At 63.9% G+C, this 23423-nt stretch carries 28 protein-coding genes; 10 read left to right on the plus strand and 18 right to left on the minus strand.

Going from position 1 to position 23423, the window contains the following annotated elements:
* Positions 1 to 63: 63 nt before the first annotated feature.
* The 6 genes from P7F60_RS26505 to P7F60_RS26530 form a co-directional block, all read right to left on the minus strand.
* A complete protein-coding gene (locus P7F60_RS26505) occupies positions 64 to 1962 on the minus strand; it encodes a nitric oxide reductase activation protein NorD (RefSeq protein ID WP_277920647.1) in 1899 nt (632 codons plus the stop codon).
* An 8-nt stretch (positions 1963 to 1970) separates the two neighbouring features.
* Positions 1971 to 2777, minus strand: coding sequence for a CbbQ/NirQ/NorQ/GpvN family protein (locus tag P7F60_RS26510; protein WP_277920648.1), 807 nt, complete (start codon positions 2775 to 2777; stop codon positions 1971 to 1973).
* A 107-nt stretch (positions 2778 to 2884) separates the two neighbouring features.
* Entirely contained in the window at positions 2885 to 4231 is a 1347-nt protein-coding gene (locus P7F60_RS26515; protein WP_277920649.1) for a cbb3-type cytochrome c oxidase subunit I, read from the minus strand.
* Between the two features lie 25 nt (positions 4232 to 4256).
* Complete coding sequence (locus tag P7F60_RS26520; RefSeq protein WP_277920650.1) at positions 4257 to 4709, minus strand: cytochrome c; 453 nt, start codon at positions 4707 to 4709, stop codon at positions 4257 to 4259.
* 153 nt (positions 4710 to 4862) lie between these two features.
* A complete protein-coding gene (locus tag P7F60_RS26525; protein ID WP_277920651.1) occupies positions 4863 to 5138 on the minus strand; it encodes a cytochrome C oxidase subunit IV family protein in 276 nt (91 codons plus the stop codon).
* 7 nt (positions 5139 to 5145) lie between these two features.
* Entirely contained in the window at positions 5146 to 5700 is a 555-nt protein-coding gene (locus P7F60_RS26530) for a cytochrome c oxidase subunit 3 (protein WP_277920652.1), read from the minus strand.
* A 100-nt stretch (positions 5701 to 5800) separates the two neighbouring features.
* Between P7F60_RS26530 and P7F60_RS26535 the strand changes: the two genes are divergently transcribed.
* Together P7F60_RS26535 and P7F60_RS26540 are read left to right on the plus strand one after the other, a co-directional pair.
* A complete protein-coding gene (locus P7F60_RS26535) occupies positions 5801 to 5956 on the plus strand; it encodes a hypothetical protein (RefSeq protein WP_277920653.1) in 156 nt (51 codons plus the stop codon).
* An 11-nt stretch (positions 5957 to 5967) separates the two neighbouring features.
* Positions 5968 to 6429, plus strand: a complete 462-nt coding sequence (locus P7F60_RS26540) for a hemerythrin domain-containing protein (RefSeq protein ID WP_277920654.1) — start codon at positions 5968 to 5970, stop codon at positions 6427 to 6429.
* Positions 6430 to 6446: 17 nt separating this feature from the next.
* On the opposite strand, the gene P7F60_RS26545 is transcribed toward P7F60_RS26540, so the two are convergent.
* The 3 genes from P7F60_RS26545 to P7F60_RS26555 are packed head-to-tail and all read right to left on the minus strand — an operon-like array spanning position 6447 to position 8869.
* Positions 6447 to 7382, minus strand: a complete 936-nt coding sequence (locus P7F60_RS26545) for a U32 family peptidase (protein ID WP_277920655.1) — start codon at positions 7380 to 7382, stop codon at positions 6447 to 6449.
* A 12-nt stretch (positions 7383 to 7394) separates the two neighbouring features.
* Positions 7395 to 8372 carry a peptidase U32 family protein gene (locus P7F60_RS26550; protein ID WP_277920656.1) on the minus strand — a complete coding sequence of 326 codons (978 nt, stop codon included), beginning with the start codon at positions 8370 to 8372 and terminating at the stop codon, positions 7395 to 7397.
* Complete coding sequence (locus P7F60_RS26555) at positions 8363 to 8869, minus strand: SCP2 sterol-binding domain-containing protein (RefSeq protein WP_277920657.1); 507 nt, start codon at positions 8867 to 8869, stop codon at positions 8363 to 8365. Before P7F60_RS26555 ends, P7F60_RS26550 begins: the two co-directional genes overlap by 10 nt.
* 105 nt (positions 8870 to 8974) lie before the next feature.
* On the opposite strand from P7F60_RS26555, the gene P7F60_RS26560 reads away from it, so the two are divergent.
* On the plus strand, positions 8975 to 10486 hold the full coding sequence (locus P7F60_RS26560; protein ID WP_277920658.1) for a UbiD family decarboxylase: 1512 nt from the start codon (positions 8975 to 8977) through the stop codon (positions 10484 to 10486).
* A gap of 34 nt (positions 10487 to 10520) precedes the next feature.
* On the opposite strand, the gene P7F60_RS26565 is transcribed toward P7F60_RS26560, so the two are convergent.
* The 5 genes from P7F60_RS26565 to P7F60_RS26585 all read right to left on the minus strand — a co-directional run bounded on the left by P7F60_RS26565 (position 10521) and on the right by P7F60_RS26585 (position 13444).
* On the minus strand, positions 10521 to 11609 hold the full coding sequence (locus P7F60_RS26565; RefSeq protein ID WP_277920659.1) for an NnrS family protein: 1089 nt from the start codon (positions 11607 to 11609) through the stop codon (positions 10521 to 10523).
* Between the two features lie 34 nt (positions 11610 to 11643).
* Positions 11644 to 12168: a molybdopterin adenylyltransferase gene (mog, locus tag P7F60_RS26570; RefSeq protein ID WP_277920660.1), complete on the minus strand. Its 525-nt coding sequence runs from the start codon at positions 12166 to 12168 to the stop codon at positions 11644 to 11646.
* 316 nt (positions 12169 to 12484) lie between these two features.
* On the minus strand, positions 12485 to 12634 hold the full coding sequence (locus P7F60_RS26575) for a hypothetical protein (RefSeq protein WP_277920661.1): 150 nt from the start codon (positions 12632 to 12634) through the stop codon (positions 12485 to 12487).
* Between the two features lie 79 nt (positions 12635 to 12713).
* Complete coding sequence (locus P7F60_RS26580; RefSeq protein ID WP_277920662.1) at positions 12714 to 13013, minus strand: DUF6522 family protein; 300 nt, start codon at positions 13011 to 13013, stop codon at positions 12714 to 12716.
* Positions 13010 to 13444, minus strand: coding sequence for an Rrf2 family transcriptional regulator (locus tag P7F60_RS26585; protein ID WP_277920663.1), 435 nt, complete (start codon positions 13442 to 13444; stop codon positions 13010 to 13012). Before P7F60_RS26585 ends, P7F60_RS26580 begins: the two co-directional genes overlap by 4 nt.
* A 146-nt stretch (positions 13445 to 13590) precedes the next feature.
* On the opposite strand from P7F60_RS26585, the gene P7F60_RS26590 reads away from it, so the two are divergent.
* Entirely contained in the window at positions 13591 to 14073 is a 483-nt protein-coding gene (locus P7F60_RS26590; RefSeq protein WP_347276900.1) for a DUF2946 family protein, read from the plus strand.
* Between the two features lie 27 nt (positions 14074 to 14100).
* On the opposite strand, the gene P7F60_RS26595 is transcribed toward P7F60_RS26590, so the two are convergent.
* Positions 14101 to 14313: a hypothetical protein gene (locus tag P7F60_RS26595; protein ID WP_277920665.1), complete on the minus strand. Its 213-nt coding sequence runs from the start codon at positions 14311 to 14313 to the stop codon at positions 14101 to 14103.
* Between P7F60_RS26595 and P7F60_RS26600 the strand changes: the two genes are divergently transcribed.
* A complete protein-coding gene (locus tag P7F60_RS26600; protein WP_277920666.1) occupies positions 14305 to 14832 on the plus strand; it encodes a YcnI family protein in 528 nt (175 codons plus the stop codon). The two genes, P7F60_RS26595 and P7F60_RS26600, sit on opposite strands and share 9 nt — an antisense overlap.
* 53 nt (positions 14833 to 14885) lie before the next feature.
* The gene (locus P7F60_RS26605) at positions 14886 to 16520 is read left to right on the plus strand and encodes a copper resistance CopC/CopD family protein (RefSeq protein ID WP_277920667.1); all 1635 of its coding nucleotides are present in this window, start codon (positions 14886 to 14888) and stop codon (positions 16518 to 16520) included.
* Here the strand turns inward: P7F60_RS26605 and P7F60_RS26610 are convergent.
* The gene (locus P7F60_RS26610) at positions 16510 to 17091 is read right to left on the minus strand and encodes a hypothetical protein (protein ID WP_277920668.1); all 582 of its coding nucleotides are present in this window, start codon (positions 17089 to 17091) and stop codon (positions 16510 to 16512) included. The two genes, P7F60_RS26605 and P7F60_RS26610, sit on opposite strands and share 11 nt — an antisense overlap.
* A 30-nt stretch (positions 17092 to 17121) precedes the next feature.
* Between P7F60_RS26610 and P7F60_RS26615 the strand changes: the two genes are divergently transcribed.
* The 4 genes from P7F60_RS26615 to P7F60_RS26630 all read left to right on the plus strand — a co-directional run bounded on the left by P7F60_RS26615 (position 17122) and on the right by P7F60_RS26630 (position 21049).
* Positions 17122 to 17571: a YetF domain-containing protein gene (locus P7F60_RS26615; protein ID WP_277920669.1), complete on the plus strand. Its 450-nt coding sequence runs from the start codon at positions 17122 to 17124 to the stop codon at positions 17569 to 17571.
* Between the two features lie 260 nt (positions 17572 to 17831).
* A complete protein-coding gene (locus tag P7F60_RS26620; RefSeq protein ID WP_277920670.1) occupies positions 17832 to 18296 on the plus strand; it encodes a MarR family transcriptional regulator in 465 nt (154 codons plus the stop codon).
* Positions 18289 to 19512 carry an HlyD family secretion protein gene (locus P7F60_RS26625; RefSeq protein ID WP_277920671.1) on the plus strand — a complete coding sequence of 408 codons (1224 nt, stop codon included), beginning with the start codon at positions 18289 to 18291 and terminating at the stop codon, positions 19510 to 19512. Before P7F60_RS26620 ends, P7F60_RS26625 begins: the two co-directional genes overlap by 8 nt.
* A complete protein-coding gene (locus tag P7F60_RS26630) occupies positions 19505 to 21049 on the plus strand; it encodes a DHA2 family efflux MFS transporter permease subunit (RefSeq protein WP_277920672.1) in 1545 nt (514 codons plus the stop codon). Before P7F60_RS26625 ends, P7F60_RS26630 begins: the two co-directional genes overlap by 8 nt.
* A 47-nt stretch (positions 21050 to 21096) precedes the next feature.
* Here P7F60_RS26630 and P7F60_RS26635 read toward each other — a convergent pair whose 3' ends face one another.
* Positions 21097 to 21771, minus strand: coding sequence for a 5-formyltetrahydrofolate cyclo-ligase (locus P7F60_RS26635; protein ID WP_277920673.1), 675 nt, complete (start codon positions 21769 to 21771; stop codon positions 21097 to 21099).
* A gap of 327 nt (positions 21772 to 22098) precedes the next feature.
* Positions 22099 to 23328, minus strand: coding sequence for an NnrS family protein (locus P7F60_RS26640; protein WP_277920674.1), 1230 nt, complete (start codon positions 23326 to 23328; stop codon positions 22099 to 22101).
* Positions 23329 to 23423: the final 95 nt, after the last annotated feature.

Here is a 23423-nt window from a genome sequence, read left to right on the forward strand (position 1 = left end):
AGGGCCGGCATGTTCACCATGCCGGCCCTCCCATTTGCCGCATCTCCTGGAAATCCGGTCTGTCTAGCCGACAAGACCGCGATAGATTGCCGGCAACGCCGCCGGCAGCCGGGCGATATTGCTGACGATCGCGTAACCGTTGCGGCCGAAGATCGCCGGCACATAGGCCTGCGCTTCGCGATCGACCGTCACGCCGAAAACGCTGACACCTGTGCGACGCGCCTCCGTGACGGCGCGGCGGCTGTCCTCCAGCGCAAACCGGCCTTCGTAATGGTCGACATCGTTCGGCTTGCCGTCGGTGAGAATCAGCAACAGCTTGCGACGATTCGGCTGTGCGCGCAGCTTCGCGGCGGCGTGACGGATCGCGGGGCCGATGCGGGTATAAAAGCCCGGTTTGAGCGCGGCGATGCGCGCTTCCACGCCATGGCCCATCGGCTCGCCGAAGTCCTTGACCGTCTCGACCCGAACCCAGGAACGGCGGCGCGAGGTGAAGGTGAGGATCGAATGGCTGTCGCCGCAAGCCGCAAGGCCATGGGAAAGCACCATCAGCGCTTCCTTCTCCACGTCCAGCACCCGGCGGTTGTCGAACCAGGCGTCGGTCGAAAGCGATACGTCGACAAGGATGGTGACGGCGAGGTCATGCACCTGCGGCCGGCTCATCAGGTGAATGCGGTCGCTGCCCTGTCCACCAGCCGCCAGGTCGCAGCGCGCCCGCACCGCCGCATCGAGATCCAGTTCGGCCCCGTCGAGTTGTGCGCGCAGCATTTCATGACGCGGCCGCAGCACCTCGAACTGGCGGCGCACGCGCCGGATCAGGCTTTTCGTCTCCGCATCGGCCTCCGGCACCGTCGCCTTGTCCGGCGCAGGCGATGCGAAGACCCGGCAATGATCCGGCAGATAGGTCGCGCTGCGATAGTCCCATTCGGGATAGGTATATTCGCCCGTCAACCGCGAGCGGTCGAGCGCTTCCGGCGGCAGATCGAGGTCGAAGCGAAAGCGGGCGGCGGGGCGTCCCTTTCTTTCGCCGAGCGTCATGTCGTCGAGTTCGTCGGCGGCAGCGGCGTCGTGATCGTCGCTGTCGTCGCCGGGACGGTCGACATTGACCATCTCCGCCATGGCGAGAATTTTCTCGAAACGGTTGAGAATGAAGGGGCTGCGCTCGCTCTTGCGATCCTGCGCCTTTTCGCGCTGCGCGATGTGGCGACCGGTCTCGGGCGCCTGCGGATGGTCACCGGCGGCGGGCTGGTCATCCTCACCCCGCCCCTCGCCGTCGGCGCGCAGACGTGCATCCGGCCAGAGCGGCACCGGCAGCATGGGCAGGTATCCGGGCGGCGCGCGGTGCGGAAAGATCACCGGCAGCGTGTCGTCGGCGATCCCCGCCCCGCGCTTCAAAAGGCTGAGGATACGGTTTTCGACATGGCGCTCGATCGAAGGCAGCGGCCGCTTCAGACGGGCTTCCAGTGTCGCGGCGCAAAGCCGGCGGTAACGCCGGTCAAGACCGGGAAAGGCGGCGAGAACGGCTTTCGCCGTCGCCTCGGCGCGCGCCAGAACCGCAAGGTCGCGCCGGAGCGGGTCGTCGTTCACCACCTGATCGAGCGGCATGGTCGCCATGGCGGCGGCAAGCCAGACATAGAGGTCGCGGTTGAGGTTGCGGTCGGCGAAGAGGTCGATTTCGCCGGGCAGCATCAGCGTCGCATGATCGCGGCCCGGCTGCACCAGCTTTTCCTCGCCAAGCCCCACGCGCTGGCGTAGCCGCAGCCGATGCGTCGAGGTGCGGCCGCGTGCCGGCGCGATCTGAACCGTTCCCTCGCCGCCGAAGCCGCGAAAGCAGACGGCGAGAACCGCGCGAACGTCTTCCAGCCGGACGGCATGTTCCGGATGGCGCGACCAGCTGGCCGTATTGCCGACCAGCCTGTGCCAAGCCCGGCCGACGGTTTCCTCCAGTTCCAGAAAATCCAGCATGGCGGACCTCAGCGCATGGTCGCGTCGGCGACTTCCAGCAATGCGGTGCGCACGTCCGGTTCGTCGGTCAAAGGCTCGATCATGGCGGCGCGCACGGCCTCGCGCATCGGCATGCCGCTGTCGATCAGGCAGGCGCAATAGACGAGCAGGCGCGTGGAGACGCCTTCCTCGAGATCGTGGCCCTTGAGGGCCCGCAGCCTGCGGGCGAGCTCGACTAGCGGCGCGACCCGCGCCTCGTCGAGCCCGCTTTCGGTGGCAACGACCGCGATCTCTTCCGCCTTCGGCAGGAAGTCGAACTCGATGGCGACGAAGCGTTGTCGGGTCGATGGTTTCAGCGCCTTGAGAAGGTTCTGGTAGCCGGGATTGTAGGAGACGACGAGCATGAAGCCGAGCGGTGCTTCCAGAACCTCGCCGGTGCGTTCCAGCGGCAGGATTCGCCGGTCGTCGGTCAACGGATGCAGCACCACGGCGACATCCTTGCGGGCTTCGACGATCTCGTCGAGATAGCAAACGCCGCCGTCGCGCACGGCGCGCGTCAGCGGTCCGTCGACCCAGACCGTATCACCGCCCTTGAGCAGGTATCGGCCGGTCAGGTCGGCGGCGGACAGGTCGTCATGGCAGGAGACGGTGGACAGCGGCAGGCCGAGCTTTGTGGCCATGTGGCTGACGAACCGGGTCTTGCCACATCCCGTCGGCCCCTTCAGCAGCAGGGGAAGCTGGCGCGTCCAGGCCTTTTCGAACAGGGCGCATTCATTGCCCGAAGGGCTGTAGGCAGGAATGGACGGCGCGGAAGCAGTCGCGTGAAGGACGGTCATTGTAATCTCCGAAAAAAGGCGCGAACAGAGCATTTCCGGCCGGCTTTCCGTGCGGAAATACGATGGAAAGGGAGCCGGCCCCGGGGGATGGCGGGGCCGGCCGACGCTCACTCGGCCGGTTGGGCCAGACGGGTGAGGTTTTCGCGGCGTTCCCGGCCGGGGACGAGCACCGCCCAGATGAACATCAGCGCGGAGACGAGCACCACCGCGCCGGAACCGAGGCGCACCCAGTAGAACAGCGTGAGCTGGTCCTGCACGACCATGAAGCTTTCGCCCAGGACGCGCTGGAGATGCACCTGCACGACGCCGGCGAAGGTCAGCGCGAAGGTCATCACCGACATGGCGGCGCACATGATCCAGAAGCTGACGATGGATAGCCACTGGTTATAGGGCGCGCGGCCTCGGATTTCCGGAATGGCATAGGCCATCATGGCGAGGTTCAGCATCACATAGGCGCCGAAGAAGGCGAGATGGCCATGCGCGGCGGTCACCTGCGTGCCGTGGGTGTAGTAGTTCACCGACGACAGCGTGTGCAGGAAACCCCAGACGCCGGCGCCGAAGAAAGCCATGACCGAGCAGCCGATCGACCACAGCAGCGCCGCCTTGTTCGGATGGTTGCGGCCGGCCTTCCAGGTCATCATGATGGTGAAGACGACCATGGTGAAGAAGGGCGCAACTTCCAGCGTCGAGAACAGAGAGCCTATCCACTGCCAGTAGCCCGGCGCGCCGATCCAGTAATAGTGGTGTCCGGTGCCGAGGATGCCTGAGAACAGGGCGAGGCCGACGATCACGTAGAGCCATTTTTCCACGACCTCGCGGTCGATGCCGTTGAGCTTGATCATCAGGAAAGCGAGCACGGACGCCATGATCAGTTCCCAGACGCCTTCGACCCACAGGTGGACAACGTACCACCAGTACATCTTGTCCAGCGCAAGGTTGGCCGGATTGTAGAAGGCGAAGAGGAAGAAGATCGCCAGGCCCCACAGGCCAAAGAGCAGAATATTGATGACCGTGGTCTTTCGACCTTTGAGCGCCGTCATGGTGATGTTGAACAGGAACATCAGCACGGCGATGACGATGCCGACCTTGGCGATGAAGGTCTGTTCCAGAAATTCGCGGCCCTCATGGACATGGAAGATATAGCCGACGACCGTCGATCCCGCCACGACGAAGAACAGCCAGAACTGGGCTATCGCCAGCTTCGGACTGAACAATTCGGTCTCGGTCTCCTCCGGGATCATGTAGTAGGTCGCGCCCATGAAGCCCATGAGCAGCCAGACGATCAGCGCATTGGTGTGGATCATGCGCACGATGTTGAAGGGCAGAAGCACGGAGAGCGTGTTCGGCAGCACGTAGATCGTGCCGGCGAGAACCCCGAAAAGCACCTGGGCGAGAAACAGACCGAGCGCGCCGTAGAAATACAGCATCGCGATCTTTTGTGTTTGATATTTCATGTTTTATCTCCTCGACCCGTGTCGCTCAGCCGGCATCGTTCGGCGGCCAGTTCTGGGTCTTGATCTTGCTGGTCCATTCGAGGAAATCGGCGAGATCGTTGAGTTCCTGGTCGGTGAGGTTGAACTGCGGCATCTGCCGCCGGCCTTCCACGCCGCTGGGCTGCGCGGCCATCCATGCCTTCAGCGTCTCGCGCGCGCTCTCCGGATCCTCGACGCCGCCGTAGCGCTTCCAGACATTGCCGAGCTCGGGCGCGAAATAGGCGCCTTCGCCCAGCAGCGTGTGGCAATTGATGCAGGCGTTCTTTTCCCAGACGTGCTTGCCGCGCGCCACGCTTGCGGTCAGCGTCGATTCGTCCGTCGAGGTCGTGCGCATGTAGTAGTGGCTGTGGGCGGTCAGCCCGACGAAAATCGTGAAGAAGAAGATGGACCCGCCATAGAAGACGTTGCGGGCCCCGGTCTTGGTTAGGCGCTCGGCCATCCCACGGTCCTTTCATTGCCCGGTCCTTCAAGGGGACCGGCGTTCCGTTCCCGCTGTCGAAGCCTGGCGACCCTTCGCTGGCAGTGCGAGACAGTCCTTTTTTAGAGGGCGGGAGAAAGCCTTCTTTGCGCTCCGCCAAACAGCGGCGTTTCCTCAGACGAATAAGGTGGTCGCGACGATACGCGCCAGCGCCAGCGACAGCATCAACGCCGGCCAGGCGAGCAGCGCGATGCGCATCGGGCCGGCGCTTTCGCGCAATTCCATGAAATCGAGAACGACGAGACGGCCCTTTGCATAGGCGAGCACCAGAACCGTCGCGACCGGCACCAGCAGGCCGCCGCTCAAGCCGCCGATGAAAGCCCCGCCGGCGGCAAGCGTCAGCAGCAGGGCAAGGGTGGCGGCAAAACGTTCGCGGTGCTGGCGGCTCATGATGACCTCAGGTGAGATAGACGATCGGGAACATCACCAGCCAGACAAGATCGATCGCATGCCAAAGCGTGGCGATGACGACGATATTGCCGCGCGACGGTCGCCAGGCGACAAGAAGCAGGATCGCAGCGCCAAAGACGACATGCAGCAGATGAAAGCCGGTGACGAGGAAATACAGTTCGGCAAGCGCCCCCGCATCGCCGATGCCGGAGCGGATCTCGATTGCATATTCGACAAGCTTTACCGCCATGAAGCCAAGCCCGAAAACGGCGGCCAGCACCAGGGGCCGGCGCACCGCGCCATCGCCTACACGCATGGCCAGCGCCGCGTGCCAGCCGCTGACGACGAGAAGCGTCGTGTTGAGCGCCGCAAGCCCCGGATGCAGATGCGAACGCAGGAGCGCCGCTGCTTCGCCATCGCGCAGCGTCATCACCATGAAGGCGATCAACAGCGCGCCGAAGGCGACGAGCTCGCTCCAGACCAGAATCCAGAGCAACAGCGAATCCGCGCTGCCGCTCTCCGTTTCGTCGCCCGCCAGGCGCATGTCTTGTATCGTTGCCATGGGGCCATCTAGGACGGTCCCGCCGCCGGCTTCTTTGCGCCGGCGCAAAGAGCGGAAAGGCCGGGCGCGGCAGGATGGCGGCAAAGGAAAGGATGTCTTCATGACAGACGCGCAACTTGGCCTGGTCGTGGCCGCACCCGTTATCGCCGGTTTTGCCTTGATGCTCTATCGCATGGGCGTGCTCCAGGGAGCGGGAACACTGTCCGCCGTGGGCGCCTCCTTCGTCATCGCCGCCATCCTCTTCCTCGGACAATAGGAGTGACGGCGATGGATGAAACGACGCTTGCGGCAAGCGATATCGGCCGGTTGGAAAAGCTTCACGGCGATGTGCTCGAACTCTGCCTGCGCCTGGAGGCCGCCGCCGGCGAACCCGATATCGGCGGCGAATTGCGGGATCTGGCCGAGGCGATCCCGCAGACGCTGAAATCCGTCCAGGAACTGGAGGAGAGGTTGCTCTTCCCGGATTTCGATCGCCATGCCGGCTCCTGTTTCGCGGCGATGGCGATCGAGCGGCTCAAGGCGGAGCATCGCTGCGACCGGTTGGCGGCCGAAGAGCTGTCATTGACGCTCAAGGCGGTGGCCGAGGACCGTTGCGGCCTGATGCCGGAAACGGTCTCGCGCATGATCATCGGTTTCCAGGAGGCCCTGCGCCGTCACGTCTTCCTCGAAAAGATGATGCTCGAAGCCCTGATCTCGGCAAAATCCGGGGACCGCGACGTTTTCTCGTAAGCGACGTTCGGGAGCGCTCAATCACGCCCCATCGCCGCGGTCCGCCCACGCGATACCCAGGCGGCGCCTTCCTGCTGATGCAGGAAACCGTTCGAGAAACCTACGCCCGGATAAATGCCGGCAAGTTCGGCAAGCGCCTTCTCGCCATCGATTTGCCCGTCGAGCACGGCGCGGTAGAGGCGCGCGACCTTCACCATGTCGCAATCCTGCGGGGAAAGCCGGACGCGCGACAGGCCTGCCTCGACCAGGGCCGCAAGGTCATCGATCAGCACGACGCAACTGCTCGACATGGTCTGCACGCCGTTCAAAGCCAGGAAGGATTGCCGGTCGAGCGTGCGCAGCGGCAGCCCATCCGGCTCCTCGCCGCAGATGAACTGGCAATTGTCCTTCGTCAATCCCTTGGAGCGGGCGTGGGCGCAGCGAGCCGAGATCGCCAGCGGCATCCGTCCGAAGGCGAAGATCTCGAAGGAGAAATCCGGCATGGCGCCGATCATCTGCCGCACGGAACGCGCCGGCAATTCCGGCGGCAGACAGATGTTGTCGGCGCCGCGATCGGCAAGCATGCGGGCGGTCGCGGCATTGTAGACATTGACGAGCGGACCGATGGAATGCGGCCGGTCGCGCAACAGGCCGAGCGCCGACAGGTCGTTCGCCTCCACGGGGTGGACGCTGTCACGGATCAGATCCCGCACATGCCGGCTCTCCCGTTCCAACGTGACCATGGCGAGCGTGGAAAGGGTGACGCGCTTTCCCGCTGCCTCCAGCCTCTCGATCACATCGGCGACATGCGGCTCGCTGAAATGCTGGCGTTTCGAACAGACGGTCTCGCCAAGCGTGACATGCTCAACCGGCGCCTCGTCGGCGATGCGAAAATAGAAATCCCGCCATTTCGGCCCGTCCCAAAGAAAATAGACCGGGCCGAGGCTGAGCGTCGGCTTGGCATTCGTCGTCATGTCGGTCTTCTCCTATCGCCAGCGCTTGTCATAGGCGCCGGTGGTGGTGCGCTGGCCTTCGCTCATGGCGCGCAGCCGGGCAACGAGGGCGGCGCGCTCGGATGGAGTGGCGCCAAGCGCCTTCTTCAGCGAGGATACGACTTCGGCGACATAGGCCTTGCCCCGCTGGCGACCCTCGATTTTCAGCGCCGAGACGCCAGCCGCACGCAAGGCATCGATCTGGTCGATGACATCGAGCGAAACCGGATCCTCGAACGCATAGGCTTCGACGTCGCCGACCTCGAAACGGCCTTTGCAAAGCGTCGGATAACCGGAAGCCTCGCCGGGGCCGAAGCGATTGATCGTGTATGCGCCGAGCTCGGAGACCAGATCCGCCGCATCCTGCCGGTAGCGCACATGGCTTGCCGGTGAGCAGACGCCGTTCATGTTGGGCGATTTCCCCGTGGCATATGAGGACAGCGAACAGCGGCCTTCCGCCATGACGCAGAGGCCGCCGAAGGCGAAAACCTCGACCTCGCAATCGATCTGTCGCGTCAGCCGGGCAATGTCCTGCACGGTCAGAACGCGCGGCAGGACGACGCGTTTCGCGCCGAACGTCTCGACGAGGAAACGAACCGCGTCCGGATTGGACGCCGACGCCTGGACGGAGACATGCAGCCGCTGTTGCGGGTAGTTTTCGGCGACATAGGCCATCAGACCGAAATCGGCGAGGATCAGCGCATCGGCGCCGAGCGCGACCGCATCGTCTGCCGCGCGATACCACAACGCCTCGTCGCCGGCGCGCATGAAGGTGTTGAGCGCCACGAAGGTCTGCACGCGCCTGCCGCGGGCCAGCGCGATCGACTGGCGCAGCTCTTCGCGGCTGAAATTCAGGCCCGGAAAATTGCGGGCGTTGGTCTCGTCGCGAAAGCCGCAATAGATGGCGTCGGCGCCCGCCTCCAGCGCCTCGCGGAAAGCGGCCGGCGTGCCGGCGGGGCAGATCAGTTCCATGTGGCATCCCTTCCTTCGAGCGCGCGCGTGCGGATGTTGCGCGCCACGCGACTGACCAGCGGCGACAGCGGCCCCGCCAGGGCGCCAAGTTCCCGCGGCAGATCGATGGCGCTGTCGTCGAGTGCGTTGCGCAGCGCCAGCATCGCCTCCATGTCGCCGATGACCGACAGGTCGCGCGAGAAGAACAAGGCGTCCGCATCGCAGCGGCCTTCCAGCAGACCGAGCAGTAGCGCCAGCGGCCCCTCGATGCGGGCATCGGCGAGCGGCGGCTGCCCACGCGACACGGTCAATGAGCGCGCAGCCGGCAGGACGGTGAAATGCAGCGGCAGATCGGTGGGCGAGAAACCGAAACGGGTCTGGCGATAGATATCGAGCCGCTCGAACAGATCCGGATGCGCCTTCATCACACGGTCGAAAATCAGGCGCGCAACACGCTCCACCAGCCAGATCGGCGCGATATCGACCGGCTTTGCAAGGATCGGCGGCAGCGATGACATTGTGGCCTCCCGGAAGAACGAACAGGCGGACACTAGGCAGGCTCGGGCATCACGAATTTGCGCCAGCACAAAGACCGCAAGATTTTTCCCCGGCAAGCAGGCCGCATGAAAACAGATGCTTCCATCCCGCGCCGTTTCGACAATCTCCAGGATTTCGTAACCCTGCTGGAACGCCGGGCGCGGCTGAAGCGCATTTCACAACCCGTCTCCCTCGTTTACGACGTGACGGAAATCCATCGACGGGTGCTGGCGGAGGAAGGGCCGGCTTTGCTGTTCGAGCGCCCGGTCGATGCCGAGGGCAGAATTCAGCCGATTCCGCTTCTCGCCAATCTTTTCGGCACGCGTGAACGCATCGAATGGGGGTTTGGGCTCGAAGCCGGCGGCCTGCCGCACCTCGCCGTCTTCCTCGCCGATCTGCGCGATCCACGCCCGCCGCGTTCGTTGCGCGACGCCTGGGGCAAGCTGCCGCATCTGAAGGCCGCTCTGTCCATGAACCCGCGCGAAACCCGTCGCGCGGCCTGCCAGGAAATCGTCTGGCGCGGCGAAGGCCTCGATCTCGGCCGGCTGCCGATCCAGAGCTGTTGGCCCGGCGAACCGGCGCCGCTCGTCACCTGGCCGCTGGTGATCACGCGTGCGCCGGATGATCCTGCCGACATCAATGTCGGCATCTACCGCATGCAGAAGCTCGGGGCGACCCGGCTGATCATGCGCTGGCTGGCGCATCGCGGCGGCGCGCGCCATCACCGCCTCTGGCAGGCGCAGGGCCGTGACATGCCGGTCGCGGTTGCCATCGGCGCCGATCCCGCAACGATCCTGTCGGCCGTCATGCCGTTGCCGGATGGCATGAGCGAACTTGCCTTCGCCGGCGTTCTCGGCGGCCGGCGGCAGGAAACGGCAAGCGCCATGACGGTTCCTCTGCCCGTGCCCGCCAATGCCGAAATCGTGCTCGAGGGCATGGTCTCCGCAAACGAGGTGGCGGATGAAGGCCCCTATGGCGACCACACCGGCTATTACAATGCCGTCGAGCCTTTTCCGGTCATGACGCTGTCGGCGATCACCATGCGGAAGAACCCGATCTATCTTTCCACCTATACCGGCCGGCCGCCCGACGAACCGTCGCGACTGGGCGAGGCGATGAATGCGCTTTTCGTACCGCTGGTAAAGCGGCAGTTTCCCGAGATACGCGACCTGTGGCTTCCGCCGGACGCGTGCTCCTACCGCGCCATGATCGTGTCGATCGACAAGCGCTATCCGGGCCAGGCGCGGCGCGTGATGATGGGCCTGTGGTCGGTGCTGCCGCAATTCAGCTACACGAAGCTGATCATCGCCGTCGATGACGACATCGACGTCAGGAGCTGGCCGGATGTGATCTGGGCGCTCTCCACCCGTTTCGACGCCAGCCGCGACCTCATGGTCGTCGACAATACGCCAATCGACTATCTGGATTTCGCCTCGCCGAAATCCGGCCTCGGCGGCAAGCTCGGACTTGACGCGACCACGAAGATCGGCACGGAAACGGATCGGGAATGGGGACGGGTTCTGGCCATGACGCCGGAGGTGACAGCGCGCATCGACACCATCTGGGCGTCGCTCGGCCTTGGCGAAAGTCCGCTCTGATCGCCCTCCATTGTATCCGGCGACGGTTTCACCGTCAGGAGAGCCGTCGCGCGCTCAGAACGGGAAAGGGCGTCGGCATCGCAAGCGCCTGAATCTGGACGGACAGGAACAGCATCCACGCTGCGGACCAGGCGATTCCCGCCGGAAGCAAGGCCATCGGCATCTGCCCGGGCAACGCCGCCAGGCAACGCAGGGCGGCCGCCCCGAACATGAGCCAGAGCGCGCTCCAATGCCGCCGCCGGGGCAGAAGTTCTCCCTCCGGCGACCGGCGCATCGTTGTCCGGGCGGCTATTGCCAGGATCATTGGCCCCATCGTCGCCATGGTCAGGGCGTGTACCTGCACAAGTTGCGGCACCAGCCCGGCTCTTGCAGCCGCGATGGCGAGTATTCCCGGAACGAGACCAGCATAGCCGAGGCATAACATCCGGTTCGCCTCGCCGAGGCGCATCCCCTCAAGACTGCGGGCGGCGACCCACGCCATGGCGGCAAACAGGGCAAGCATTCCGATGACATCGTCGCAAAGAAGCCCGACGACCAGAGGGACGATGCCTTGCCAAAGTGGCGGCCCCCGCCGCATATCGAGGCCACGCCGGCGGTGTCCTTCCATGACGAAGGAGCGGACGAGACGTCCGCCGACGGCAAGGATGAGGACGGCAAGGGCGACAGGCAGGAAGCCCGCGAGTTCGGGCAGGTCAGGAAGCAGGATCTCCGCCGCGACGAGCACCAGCGGAACCGTTGCCAGAGGCAGCTTGTCCCAGCGCCGCGCCTGCAGGACGGGCCATGCGACCATGATCGCAACCGGCAGCGAAAACAGGATTATCGGCCAGAGATGCGCCGGAAAGCCGAGGGACGCCAATCGGCCGCCAAGGGCGAGGCCGCCGGCAAGAAGGGCCGGCACCGGAAACGCGCGCCCTGTCCAGGCCTTCTGTGCGGTCATGATGTAACCGGAGATGGCGATGCCGCCAAAGCCGAACAATCCCAGCCGGACATGCGCCAGCCACGGGTCTTCCAGCGGAAGGAGCCAGAGCCACGGGAGAGTCACGGCAATCGCCGCGGCCAGCGCAAAGAACACGCCCGCCGGATGGTAAATCAGCAGCCGGCGGTTCTCTCCGGCTTCCTTCACCCGCCGATTTCTGTCCGGGGAAACCATGATCGGCTCAGCTTGACGCCGGCCGAAAGGTTTTAACGCGGGCGGGATCGGTCTCTATCCGCCCGGCTCCGATGAGATCGAGACAATAGGGCACCGCCGCAAAAACGGCGTCGAGGCTGAAACGGATCGACGCCGGTTTTCCCGGCAGGTTGATAATCAGCGACGTTCCGCGGGTTCCGGCCATCTGCCGCGAAAGAATCGCGGTCGGCGTCTGTTCGAGGCTCGCGCGCCGCAACTGCTCGCCGAAGCCCGGCAATTCGCTGGTCACGACCTCGCGCATGGCCTCCGGCGTCTGGTCGCGCGGGGCGGGCCCGGTTCCACCGGTCGTGAGGATCAGATCGGCGTGTTGCTCGTCGCAGAGCGCCAGAAGGACATCACGTACCGGGACGACACCATCGGGAACGATTTGCCTGACGATCTCGAACGGCGTCACGATCACCTCCCGCAGCCATGTCTCGATCGCCGGACCGCTCACATCCTCGTATTGTCCGCGACTGGCGCGATCCGATATCGTAACGATGGCGATCAGCATGGTTTTCTCCTCACGAAGAGGCAAGAACAAGCGAGGAAAACCCGCTCGCCGGAGATACGACGCGGCGCGGATTCCAGTCGGCCAGGCATTCGTCCGTGTGGCGGATTTGCCGCGTCATTCCTGTCACCTCCGCTGCGATTGCGATGAGTAACGCAGCAGAAGAGCGCGACGTTCTTTGTCCTGGCGCAAAGAAAGCGCGACGAACCGTTCGCGAGAGGAAATAGCGCCGTTTGCGGCATTTCATCGAGCGGCGCGATGGCCCGCAGACTGGCGGGGAACGCAACGCCATTGCGATCCCGCTTCGATTGGAAGCGCGCTAGACGAAAATCATGACCGCGAAATAGCCGATCGCAATCATGACGAGCCCTGCAATGAGCATCGGCATCAAGCTGCTGCCGCCGACCTCCCGGCCGCTAACGTGCTCGCCGGAAAATTCGAGTGATTTGCGTGTCTGGTCCCTGTTCACGGCCCCCTCCTGTTCGACTGATGGATCATGATTGCAACGAACGGTCGTCGCGCCAGATGGCCGACTTGCGTGCGCCCGGTTACTTTCCGAAAACCTGGCGCGCGGGCACAAGAAGCATCGCTTGCTGCCGGATCACGCCGTCCTCGGTCATGATTCCCTGCCATGCCCGGTTGCCGCATCGAAGGGTCAGCCGCCAGCAACCGGCATCTTCGCCGACACCTTCCTCCACGACGCTTCGGAAAAGCTTTCGCTCCATGAACGTCCGGACACGGTCCTCGCTCATGTTGAACGTCTTCGCGATGAAGGAGGCGTTGAGGTGAAACTTCTGGTTCCCGCCCTCCTCGGGGCATTGCACGAGCATTTGACCTGCGATTGTCATGACGCCAACTCCAGCCGGTTTTGAATAGAAGACGGATCGACGACCAGGTCCGCCAGCGTCAGCCGATCAAGTTCGGCGAAGAACGCCTCGATCGCGCCCCGGAACGCCCTGGTCAATCGGCAAGACCCGATAAACACGCATCCGGCGGGCTGGCTACCGAGGCATGCGACCAGATCCATGTCCGCCTCCAGCATGCGGACGACCCGACCGATCCGGATGTCTTCAGGCGGCAACGCCAGGGCTATCCCACCCCTTCTGCCACGGATTCCCTTGACCACACCAAAGCCCACGAGCGCCTGCACGACCTTCATGAGATGATTTCGGGAAATGCCGTGGCGGTTGGCAAGCTCCTCGATCGTCGTCAGCCGCTCGATCACTGCAAGCGAAATCAATACGCGCAATCCGTAATCCGTGTGCGTCGTCAGCCGCATGCGAGAGGCCTTTCCAAAAAGATGCATTCTTGATACATCTTTTTGGAAACAAGGTAAAGCGCTATCGTTTCTTCAGAGCTTTTCCCGGCCGGCCATGCGCCGAGCGCGCCGGCAAGCAGCGTTTTGAACGAGCGGAACTGAAGCCGGTGGTCCTTGCTGCCATTTTGCCGCAGCCAGCCTTTCCGCTTCTCGGCAGGGTTTGGTGGTGCTATTCGTTCGCCAGAAAGAAGGGGGATCGTCTCTTGACGTGCCGTTGGCGAAGACCGGGGACATGGGTTGCGTTTGTCGCAGCCTACATGCTCGTTCTGCAGTCGCTCCTGACCGCGTTTGCGGTCGGCGCGATGGCTGCGCCGCGCCCTATCGACGCCTTCGGCGGCATCATCTGCACCTCGCATGGCGATACGAAACCGTCAGGAGACGGCTCGTCCGATCGTCACGATCCGCCCGATTGCTGCATGGCCGGTTGCGCCATGCTGTCCGGCGCGCCCGCGCCGCGTGGCGCCGACGCGCTTCTTTTCGTCGGCGCGCCGCGTGAAATCGCGGTCGTTTTCCGAGAATACACCTCGCCGGTGTTTCACCTGCGGGAAGGCCGATCCGGAAACCCGCGCGCCCCTCCGGCCGCCCTCTGAACGCTTCCAGCGCTTTCGATCATCGCTTCAATCCGTGCCAGGCATGGAGTTCTGGCGGTCATTCATGACGCGCAGTCTTTGACTGCGGCTGTGCAGCGATGGCGTTTGCGTCCTCCTCCGAAAAATGTCCGCGCCCTTGCGCAGACAACGATGCCCCACCTGCATCCGCTTTTCCTGCTGAAAGGCGACGAACGCAGGTGCAACCAATCTCCCGATTTCAGGAAAACTGTCATGAAACATTTGAAAACCATCCTTCCCGCCCTTGCCCTGCTCGGGATCGGCGCCACCGCCGCATCCGCTCACATCACGCTGGAGACCCAGCAGGCCCCGGTCGGATCGACCTACAAGGCTGTGTTCCGCGTCGGTCACGGATGCGAAGGCAAACCGACCGTCAAGATCAAAGTACAGATTCCCGAAGGTGTTATCTCGGTGAAGCCGCAGCCCAAGACCGGCTGGAGCATCGAGAAGATCAAGGGCAAATACGAAAAATCCTATGATTATTACGGCACGCCGACCACCGAAGGCGTCAAGGAAATCGTCTGGAGCGGCGGCAGCCTTGCCGACGACGAATATGACGAATTCGTCCTGCGCGCCTACCTCACCGGCGACCTCAAGCCCGGCGCCACGCTCTACTTCCCCGTCGTCCAGGAATGCACCGAGGGCGCGACGCATCGCTGGATCGAGATTCCGGCCGAAGGCAAGAGCGCCGACGACTACGAGGACCCGGCTCCGGGCCTTTCCCTGACCGAGCACAAATGAGCCAAGCCCAGGCGCGTCCCTCGTGGGCGCGCCTGCCTTCAGGGGGCAACGACATGCTTGAAACCCATTTTTCCGGACGATCGGGACGCCCCGGGACGGCGGCGATCCTCATGGCGTTGTTCTGCCTCATGGCGGCGTTGCTGGGATCGAATGGTCCGGCCTTCGCCCATGCCTCGCTGGTGCGCGTCGAACCGGCTGACGGCTCCATGGTCGCCACCGCGCCAAAATCCTTTTTCCTGACCTTCAGCGAGCCGACCTCTCCGCTGGTTCTGAAGCTCGTGCGCCCGGACGGGACAGCGGTGATTCTCGACCGCTTCGCCCTCAAAGACACGACCCTCGACATCGAAGCCCCCGCCGACCTCGCAGACGGCACATATGTCCTGAGCTGGCGGATCGTCTCCGAGGACGGCCACCCGGTCGGCGGTTCCGCAGTCTTTTCGATCGGAGCGCCAAGCGCCGGGCCGGCTATGGGCGGGATTGACGAAACCATCGACTATTGCGTGCGCGCCGCGATCTGGATCTCGAAAATATGCCTTTACAGCGCCCTTTTCTTCGGCGCCGGCGGCATCTTCTTCATCCATTGGGTCGGCGGGCGATCCAGGACAGCCAGATGCGTGGCATGGACGGCAGCAGCGATCGGGCTTATCGCGACGCCGCTGTCGGTCGGTCTCCAGGGACTCGACGCGCTCGCGGTCCCGGTGAGCGGTCTTCTGGCGCCGGCTGTGTGGAAAGCAGGGTTTTCCACCAGCTACGGCATGACAGCAGTGATCGCTTGTGTGGCGCTTCTCGCCGCCCTGGCGGCGGGGCTGCTCCATGGGCCGGCCGGCAAGGCTTTGTCGCTTGCGGGCTATGTCGGCATCGGTGTGGCGCTTGCCGCAAGCGGCCATGCCAGCGCGGCACACCCCCAATGGCTGATGCGCCCCGCCGTCTTCCTGCATGGCATCGGCATCGCCTTCTGGGCCGGCTCGCTGGTGCCCATGGCGATCGCCTTCAAAAGCCCTTCGGGGGAGGCTATCCCGCTTCTGCGCAGATTTTCCAGGATCATCCCGTTTGCGATCGTGCCGCTGGTGGCGGCCGGATTGCTGCTCGCCGTCGTTCAGGTGCGAACCGTCGGCGCTATCACGACCACGGCCTACGGCCAGGTATTGCTTGCCAAACTCCTGGTCCTCATCGTTCTCTTCACCCTTGCCGCAATCAACCGCTTGCGGCTAACGACACCGACGGAAGATGGCGACGAACGCGCCGCGCGATGGCTGCGCCATTCCATCCGCTGCGAAATCGTCCTCATGCTGGTGATCTTCGCGATCGCCGGCCTGTGGCGCTTCACGCCGCCGCCGCGCGCCCTCGAAGAAGCGGCGGCCGTGCCCGCCTCTGTCCATATCCACACGGAAAAGGCAATGGCCGAGGTGACCATGACGCCGGGACACGCCGGCCCCATGGCCGCCACGATCGTGGTCATGACCGGGGATTTCGGCCCTCTGGATGCCAAGGAAATCGCGCTTGTCCTGTCCAATCCGTCCGCGGGCATCGAGCAGATCAAGCGCCAGGCCAGAAAATCCGATGACGGAATCTGGCGGGTCGACGATCTCACCCTTCCCGTCCCCGGCCAGTGGACCGTGCGGGTCGACATTCTCGTCTCGGATTTCGAGCGCTTCCGGATCGAGGACCGCATAGACATCAGGCGATGATCAAACCGTCACGGATCTCCAGCGGTCGATTGACGCCGCTCTTTGTCGCGCTATCTCCCGAAGAATTCCGCCGCAAAGATTCACGACTCCGAGGACTATGCCTGCAAAACCGATCCGATTGCCCGAGGGGATTGACGATCATCGACCGCTTCAGAAAAAGATCTGGGCGGCGCAACGCGTCGCCTGGGCTCTGTTTGCCCTTATGCTCATCGCCTGCCTCTTCGGCGCGTTCGGGCGGGGCGGCTATCTGTCGCGCGCAATCACGCAATCCGCCGCCGGCGCGATCGATTTCCCGCTCCTGACCCGCTGGAATGCGCCGGAAAACCTGGAGGTCACCCTTGAGCCTTCCAGCAATGACCGTGTCTTCTTTGTGGACGGGCGGTTTTTCGAGAGTTTTTCCGTCGAAGGCATAGACCCGCCGCAGAAGGCGACCACGATCAGAAATGGCCTGACCGGCTATGTATTCGCAAGCGATGCGGAGCATCCCGTCCGCATCGTCTTCCGCCTGCAGACGCAATCGCCTGGTCTGCGCCGAATGTCGCTGGGCATCGACGGCGACGTCTCCGAACATATCAGTTTTGTCTTTCCATAAGGCCGCACCATGGACGCCGTCATCCGCGGGCTTGCGATCTATTTCACGCTTCTCGCCATCATCAGATTATCCGGAAGGCGCACGCTTGCGCAAATGACGCCGTTCGACCTTGTCATCGTGCTCGTCATTTCGGAAACGACGCAACAGGCGATGCTCGGCGACGACTTTTCCATTACCAATGCGGTCCTCCTGATCCTGACCCTTTTCACGACCGATATTGCGCTTTCCTATGTCAAGCGCTGGTCCCCGAAAACCGGACATATCATCGACGGGGTGCCGACCGTTTTGGTGACCAACGGTGTCTATGACGAGAGGGCCCTTCGGGGATGTCGACTCGACAAGGAAGATGTGATGGAAGCCGCGCGCGTCCAGGAAGGAATAGAAAGCGTCAGGGACGTGAAATTCGCCATCCTGGAAGTCAGCGGCGCCATCAGCATCGTGCCGAAGAAGACGGACTAGACAGCGCTTCGCGTCGAGGCGACGTCTCGGCTTGCCGTCATCTTTGATGAGCAAGCACGGCCAAGACGGGAGAGCGCGCGGCGCATCGAACACAGATGCAGACGGTAAAGCGCAGCGTTTGCCCGCGAGGGCGCAAAGGCCCAAAAGATCGGTCGCGGCATTGTGTCACCCTCTGTCATAAATTTTGCGGCGGCCCTATTTCATCCTGCTACCATATGATATAGACGACTATCATTAGTACCCTAATAATAATGCCGTCTATGGACACAACCGCACATTCGCTTGCCCTCCTCAACGATATCGCCCGCCTGCTGCGCAAGCGATTCGAGCAGCGGGCGCAGAGCCTTGGGCTGACGCGCGCGCAATGGCGCACGCTTGCCTATCTCTCGAAGAACGAGGGCATCCACCAGGGTGGACTGGCGGAACTGCTCGAAATCGAGCCGATCGCGCTGGTGCGCGTGCTCGACAAGCTGGCCGAGCGCGGCCTGATCGAGCGTCGTCGCCATCCGACCGACCGTCGCATCTGGCTTCTCCACCTGCGTGACGAGGTGCGGCCGCTGTTGGACGAGATCCATGCGCTGGCCGACGTGACGCGGGCGGAGGCGCTCTCGGGCATTGCGTCGGCGCGGCTGGCGGAAGCCTTTGACGTCCTTTCCGAAATCAAGACCAACCTCGTGGCTGCGTGCGAAACACCGATTGCCGAAAAAGAGCAGAAGCATGGCTGACAAACCCACTTTTCGCGTCGTTTCCGATGCCGACGCAAAACCTGCCTCTCCCGAAGCCGAAGCTGGCGCCGCGCAGGAAACGGTCGCGGAAGCGCCCTCCTCCGTCTCCGCTCCGACGCCTGCCGCGCCGCCGGTCGATATCCGCCCACGCCGCAGGCGCAGTCTCATGCGACCCCTGCTGTTTGCCCTGCTGCCGGTGGCGCTGGTCGTCGGCGGTTACTATTACGTCAATGGCGGCCAGGTGATGGCCACCGACAATGCCTATATCCAGGCCGACATGGTCGGCATCACTACCGATGTCTCCGGCATCGTCGAGCGCATCGACGTGCATGAAAACGAGACGGTCAAGGCTGGCCAGGTGCTGTTCAGCCTGCGTCCCGATGCCTTCCGCATCACACTCGAGGGCGCAAAGGCGCAGCTCGGCGTCCAGCGCAACCAGATCGAAAACCTGAAGGCGAGCTATCGCCAGTCGCTGGCCGAAATCACCCAGGCGGAAGCGGACCTTCCCTATTTCCAGGCGCAGTTCGATCGCCAGCAGAATCTGGTCAACAGCGGCGGCGCGACCCGCTCGGCCTATGACGAGGCCAAGCATAATCTCGATGCCGCCCGGCAGAAGGTCGCGGTTTCCAAGGCCGAAGCGGCGGCGACGCTTGCCCAGCTCGGCGGCGATGCCGAGCAGCCGGTCGAACAGAACCCGCTTTATCTGCAAGCGAAATCCAACGTCGACAACGCCCAGCGCGAGCTGGATCATAGTGTGGTGCGCGCCCCCTTCGACGGCGTCGTCACCAATGTCAGCGCCTTGCAGGTCGGTTCCTATCTCCAGGCCTCGCAACAGGCGTTTTCACTTGTCGCCACCGATCACCTCTGGATCGCCGCCAGTCCCAAGGAAACCGAGCTGACCTATGTCAAGCCCGGCCAGGACGCGACGATCGAGGTCGATGCCTATCCGGGCGTGATCTGGAGGGGCAAGGTCGAGAGCATCAGCCCGGCCTCCGGCTCGTCCTTCTCGCTGCTGCCGGCGCAGAACACCACCGGCAATTGGGTGAAGGTGGTGCAGCGCATCCCCATGCGCGTCAGCATCGAGGATACCGCCGGCAAGCCGCCGCTGCGCGTCGGCATGAGCACTGTCGTCGATGTCGATACCGGTCATGTCCGCGGCCTGCCGGATTTCGTCCAGGCGCTGGTGGATCGTTTCAACGGCAAGGTTCATGGCTAGCGCAACCGCATCCCCGGCGGCCGTGGTCGCCAATCGCGGCGCCATCACCGCCTGCGTCATCCTCGCAGTCATCATGCAGGCGCTGGATACGACCATCGCCAATGTGGCGCTGCCCTTCATCCAGGGCAGCGTTTCGGCTTCCGCCGACCAGATCAACTGGGTGCTGACCTCCTACATCGTCGCCGCCGCGATCATGACGCCGCCCTCCGGCTTTCTCGCCGCCAAGTTCGGCCGCAAGCGGGTGCTGCTGACGGCGATCGCCGGCTTCGTCGCCGCCTCCGTGCTGTGCGGGCTGGCGCAATCGCTAAACCAGATCGTCGCCTTCCGTCTGTTGCAAGGCCTGTTCGGCGCCTCGCTGGTGCCGCTGTCGCAGGGCATCCTGCTCGATATCTACACCGTGGAGGAGCGCGGCTCCGCGATGGCGCTGTTCGGCGTCTCGGTGATGGTCGGGCCGGTGCTCGGGCCGGTCATCGGCGGCTGGCTGACCGACAATATCAGCTGGCGCTGGGTGTTCTACATCAACGTGCCGATCGGGGCGCTCGCCTTTGCAGGCATCGTTATCTTCGTGTCGGAAACGAGGCGAGACGCGCTGGCCAAGCTCGACTGGTTCGGCTTCGGCATGATGAGCCTGTTCATCGCCTCGCTCCAGCTCTTCCTCGATCGCGGCGCGCAGCTCGACTGGTTTTCCTCCGGCGAAATCATGATCGAGGCCATCGTCTGCGCCTCCGCCTTCTACCTTCTGTTCGTGCACACGCTGACGGCGGACAAACCATTCGTCAACCCGCGGCTGTTCCTCGACCAGAACTTTGCCGTCAGCATGGTGTTCATCTTCGTAATCGGTATCACCTATCTGGCGTCGCTGGCGCTGATGACGCCCTATTTGCAAACGTTGATGGGCTATCCGGTCATCACCGCCGGCATCGTCATGGGGCCGCGCGGCGTCGGCACGATGGTGTGCATGTTCATCGTCGGCAAGTTGATCGGCAGGGTGGATACGCGGCTGCTGCTGCTCGCCGGCCTCGGCCTGACGGCCTGGGCGATGTATGACATGACCGCCTGGACGCCCGAGGTTTCGCAATGGACCATCGTCTCGGTCGGCTTCATCCAGGGCGCCGGCCTCGGTTTCCTGTTCGTGCCGCTGACGACCATGGCCTTCTCCACCCTGCCGCCGCAGATGCGCGGCGACGGCACGGGCCTCTACAATCTGTCGCGCAATATCGGCTCCTCCGTCGGCATTTCGCTGGTCACGGCACTGATTACCGAGAACGTCCAGAGAAACCATGAAAGCATCGCGGCTTACGTCACCCCGTTCAACCATGCTTTCAGCAATCCCGCCGTCATGGAGCACCTCAACCCGCTGACGGCCACCGGTCGCGCGGCGCTCGACGGGGTCATCACCCTGCAGGCGACGATCATCGCCTACATGGATGATTTCAAGCTTTTGATGCTCCTGTCGCTCGGGGCCATGCCGCTGGTGTTGCTGCTGCGCAAACCGCGCGCCGCGCCGGTGGTCGATCACAGCGTCGCCATGGAATAGGCTGGTGCGCCATCCGTTCCGGCAAACGGAAACGAAGACGGCCCGGATCACTGCGCGGCATCGAGCCTGCGATAGGTATCCGCTTCGGTGACGATCGTGTCCATCGGTATGTCATGCGGCTGCGGGAAGATCGAGGATAGCCGCGCCTGCTCGTAACCGATACCGATGACTCGGGGCTTGGCCGGCATCGCCGCCAGCGTCCGGTCGAAATAGCCGCCGCCGTAACCCAGCCGGAAGCAGAGCGCATCGAAACCGACGACAGGGGCGAGGACGATATCGGGTATGCAGGGATCGGCCACGGCCGGGACCGGGATGTTCCAGACACCGCGTTCCAGCTTTTCGCCCGGCGCCCAGCGATGGAAGGCGAGCGGTTGCGCCTTCTCGACGACGACCGGCAGCGCGCAGGCCCCGCCCCCGGCGATGATCTCGACGACCAAAGCCCGCGGATCGGGTTCGCCTTTGAAAGGCCAGAAGATGCTGACGGTGCGGCCGTGAAGCTCGCCCAGTTCATCGCGCAGGCGCGCCATGACCGAACGGTCGAGCATGTCGCGACGCTCGGCGGAGAGCCGCATCCGCTGGCCGATCAGGTGCTCCCGGCTCGCCTTGCGCCAGCGCGCCACATCGAGCCGGGTGCGGTCGTCGGCGCCGGAATAACCGGCTTCGAATTCGTGCATCATGCAGGGCGGCGAGGAAAAACAGGCGGGGTCGTCTTCAGGCTTCATGGCACACTCCCAGCGCTCAGCATCCGTTCAGTCCGGCGATATCGGCCATCCGCGTCCGCATCAGCGTCGCGCCTTCGTCGAGCGCACTGACGAGGGCGGCGGTGTCGCTCTGGTGCACGACGCGATGCCAGGTGCCCCAAATCCGCCCGCGTCTTCCAAAGACGCGACGTGCCACCATAACATTGCGTCAGCCGATGACGATATCCATCTCGCGCAGGCGCCCGCACAGCAGATCAACCGCCGCCCCGCCACAAGCGGCGACCATGCCGGCGTCGTGCGTGCAGACAACTGAATATTATTGCGGGATGACCGCAAAACTCTTGCAAGTCATCCCGCAAGCGGCGTGCGCCGGACCCGTGTCAGCATCGGGGCATATTCCACCAGGAACAGCCCGAAAGAAGCCATCCACAGCAGCGCCGAAACGGAGAGAATCTCCTGGTAGAACTCAGGCACGATTTCCGCGACGGGGCGAAGGACGGCCGCGCCGATCAGGCAGGCATAGGCGAGGGAGGTGATGCGCGAAGCGGCGAGATCGCGGCCGGTATGGCCACGCGTCGCGCGACCCATCACAGCCAGCATCATCAGCCCGATGGCGCCGACCGTGACGACATGCAGGGCCGAGTAAGGGTTCAGGTGTCCCGCCGCCGCACAGGCAATGGCAAGGAAGCCGAAGGCGACGAAGGCATAGGCGACATGCAGGATCGCCAGCAGCGGTTCGGAACGCACCGCCCAGCCGCGCCAGCGCCACAGCCGCACGGCATGGAAGAGCGCGGCCGCGCCGGCGACGACGACGGTCAGAGGATGCTCCGGAAGCGCGATCCAGCTTGCCAGCGCCAGCGCGGCCAGCGCGAGGCAGGCGACGTCATAACCGTTCATCGGCGTCGGAAAGCGCGTTTCGCCCGCGCGGTTCAGCCAGTTGCGGGTGAAACTCGGGATGATGCGGCCGCCGATGATGCAGATCAGCAGCAGATAGGCGCCCGCCGCCGCCCGGCTCGCCATGGCAGGATCGCCATCGGTCAGCACCGCATGGTGGAAGACGAGATTGGCCGAGGCCAGCAACGCCACCCCGAACAGCACCTTCAGGTCCTTCCATTTGCGTCCGGCGACAATTTCGCGCACGCAGATGAGCAGCAGGACAGGCAGAAAAAGACTCTCGATGGCGACGGCGACATCGACATGGACGATGTCTGGCTGCAGGAAGGCGAGCCGACCGAGCAGCCAGAGGCCGGCAAGCCCCATCAGCGGCTTACCCGAGACCGGCAGACGGCCGGTCCAGTTCGGCACGGCGGTCAGCAGAAAGCCGGCCAGTACCGCCGGCCCGAAGCCGAACAGCATTTCATGCGCATGCCAATGAACCGCGCCATAGGTGCCGCCGACGGGCAGACCGGTTGTCAGCGACAGGATCCAGAGCAGCATGGCCAGCACCGCCCAGAGGCCGGCGCCCAGGAAGAAGGGGCGAAAACCATAGGAAAAGACGACCGGCCCGGTCGTCTTCAGGCCCCGCGGAACAGGCTTTCTGGCCGCCGCGAAGGGATGTATCTGGCCGGTCGTCTTCATGATCGTCACCTTTCGGTCATTTCGCCGCAGCGACGGCCTTTTCGAGGCGGTCCTGCACCGGCTTCGGCTTCTTGGCGGCCATGATGGCGTCGAGA

The organism is Rhizobium sp. YJ-22 (assembly GCF_029601685.1).
Taxonomy (GTDB): domain Bacteria; phylum Pseudomonadota; class Alphaproteobacteria; order Rhizobiales; family Rhizobiaceae; genus Metarhizobium.

Bases quoted from the DNA above. Each gene is read 5' to 3' on its own strand.
- P7F60_RS26505 (WP_277920647.1), bottom strand. From the start codon at position 1,962: ATGCTGGATTTTCTGGAACTGGAGGAAACCGTCGGCCGGGCTTGGCAC.
- P7F60_RS26510 (WP_277920648.1), bottom strand. From the start codon at position 2,777: ATGACCGTCCTTCACGCGACTGCTTCCGCGCCGTCCATTCCTGCCTAC.
- P7F60_RS26515 (WP_277920649.1), bottom strand. From the start codon at position 4,231: ATGAAATATCAAACACAAAAGATCGCGATGCTGTATTTCTACGGCGCG.
- P7F60_RS26520 (WP_277920650.1), bottom strand. From the start codon at position 4,709: ATGGCCGAGCGCCTAACCAAGACCGGGGCCCGCAACGTCTTCTATGGC.
- P7F60_RS26525 (WP_277920651.1), bottom strand. From the start codon at position 5,138: ATGAGCCGCCAGCACCGCGAACGTTTTGCCGCCACCCTTGCCCTGCTG.
- P7F60_RS26530 (WP_277920652.1), bottom strand. From the start codon at position 5,700: ATGGCAACGATACAAGACATGCGCCTGGCGGGCGACGAAACGGAGAGC.
- P7F60_RS26535 (WP_277920653.1), top strand. From the start codon at position 5,801: ATGACAGACGCGCAACTTGGCCTGGTCGTGGCCGCACCCGTTATCGCC.
- P7F60_RS26540 (WP_277920654.1), top strand. From the start codon at position 5,968: ATGGATGAAACGACGCTTGCGGCAAGCGATATCGGCCGGTTGGAAAAG.
- P7F60_RS26545 (WP_277920655.1), bottom strand. From the start codon at position 7,382: ATGACGACGAATGCCAAGCCGACGCTCAGCCTCGGCCCGGTCTATTTT.
- P7F60_RS26550 (WP_277920656.1), bottom strand. From the start codon at position 8,372: ATGGAACTGATCTGCCCCGCCGGCACGCCGGCCGCTTTCCGCGAGGCG.
- P7F60_RS26555 (WP_277920657.1), bottom strand. From the start codon at position 8,869: ATGTCATCGCTGCCGCCGATCCTTGCAAAGCCGGTCGATATCGCGCCG.
- P7F60_RS26560 (WP_277920658.1), top strand. From the start codon at position 8,975: ATGAAAACAGATGCTTCCATCCCGCGCCGTTTCGACAATCTCCAGGAT.
- mog (WP_277920660.1), bottom strand. From the start codon at position 12,168: ATGCTGATCGCCATCGTTACGATATCGGATCGCGCCAGTCGCGGACAA.
- P7F60_RS26580 (WP_277920662.1), bottom strand. From the start codon at position 13,013: ATGACAATCGCAGGTCAAATGCTCGTGCAATGCCCCGAGGAGGGCGGG.
- P7F60_RS26585 (WP_277920663.1), bottom strand. From the start codon at position 13,444: ATGCGGCTGACGACGCACACGGATTACGGATTGCGCGTATTGATTTCG.
- P7F60_RS26600 (WP_277920666.1), top strand. From the start codon at position 14,305: ATGAAACATTTGAAAACCATCCTTCCCGCCCTTGCCCTGCTCGGGATC.
- P7F60_RS26595 (WP_277920665.1), bottom strand. From the start codon at position 14,313: ATGTTTCATGACAGTTTTCCTGAAATCGGGAGATTGGTTGCACCTGCG.
- P7F60_RS26605 (WP_277920667.1), top strand. From the start codon at position 14,886: ATGCTTGAAACCCATTTTTCCGGACGATCGGGACGCCCCGGGACGGCG.
- P7F60_RS26610 (WP_277920668.1), bottom strand. From the start codon at position 17,091: ATGTTCGGAGACGTCGCCGTCGATGCCCAGCGACATTCGGCGCAGACC.
- P7F60_RS26615 (WP_277920669.1), top strand. From the start codon at position 17,122: ATGGACGCCGTCATCCGCGGGCTTGCGATCTATTTCACGCTTCTCGCC.
- P7F60_RS26620 (WP_277920670.1), top strand. From the start codon at position 17,832: ATGGACACAACCGCACATTCGCTTGCCCTCCTCAACGATATCGCCCGC.
- P7F60_RS26625 (WP_277920671.1), top strand. From the start codon at position 18,289: ATGGCTGACAAACCCACTTTTCGCGTCGTTTCCGATGCCGACGCAAAA.
- P7F60_RS26630 (WP_277920672.1), top strand. From the start codon at position 19,505: ATGGCTAGCGCAACCGCATCCCCGGCGGCCGTGGTCGCCAATCGCGGC.
- P7F60_RS26635 (WP_277920673.1), bottom strand. From the start codon at position 21,771: ATGAAGCCTGAAGACGACCCCGCCTGTTTTTCCTCGCCGCCCTGCATG.
- P7F60_RS26640 (WP_277920674.1), bottom strand. From the start codon at position 23,328: ATGAAGACGACCGGCCAGATACATCCCTTCGCGGCGGCCAGAAAGCCT.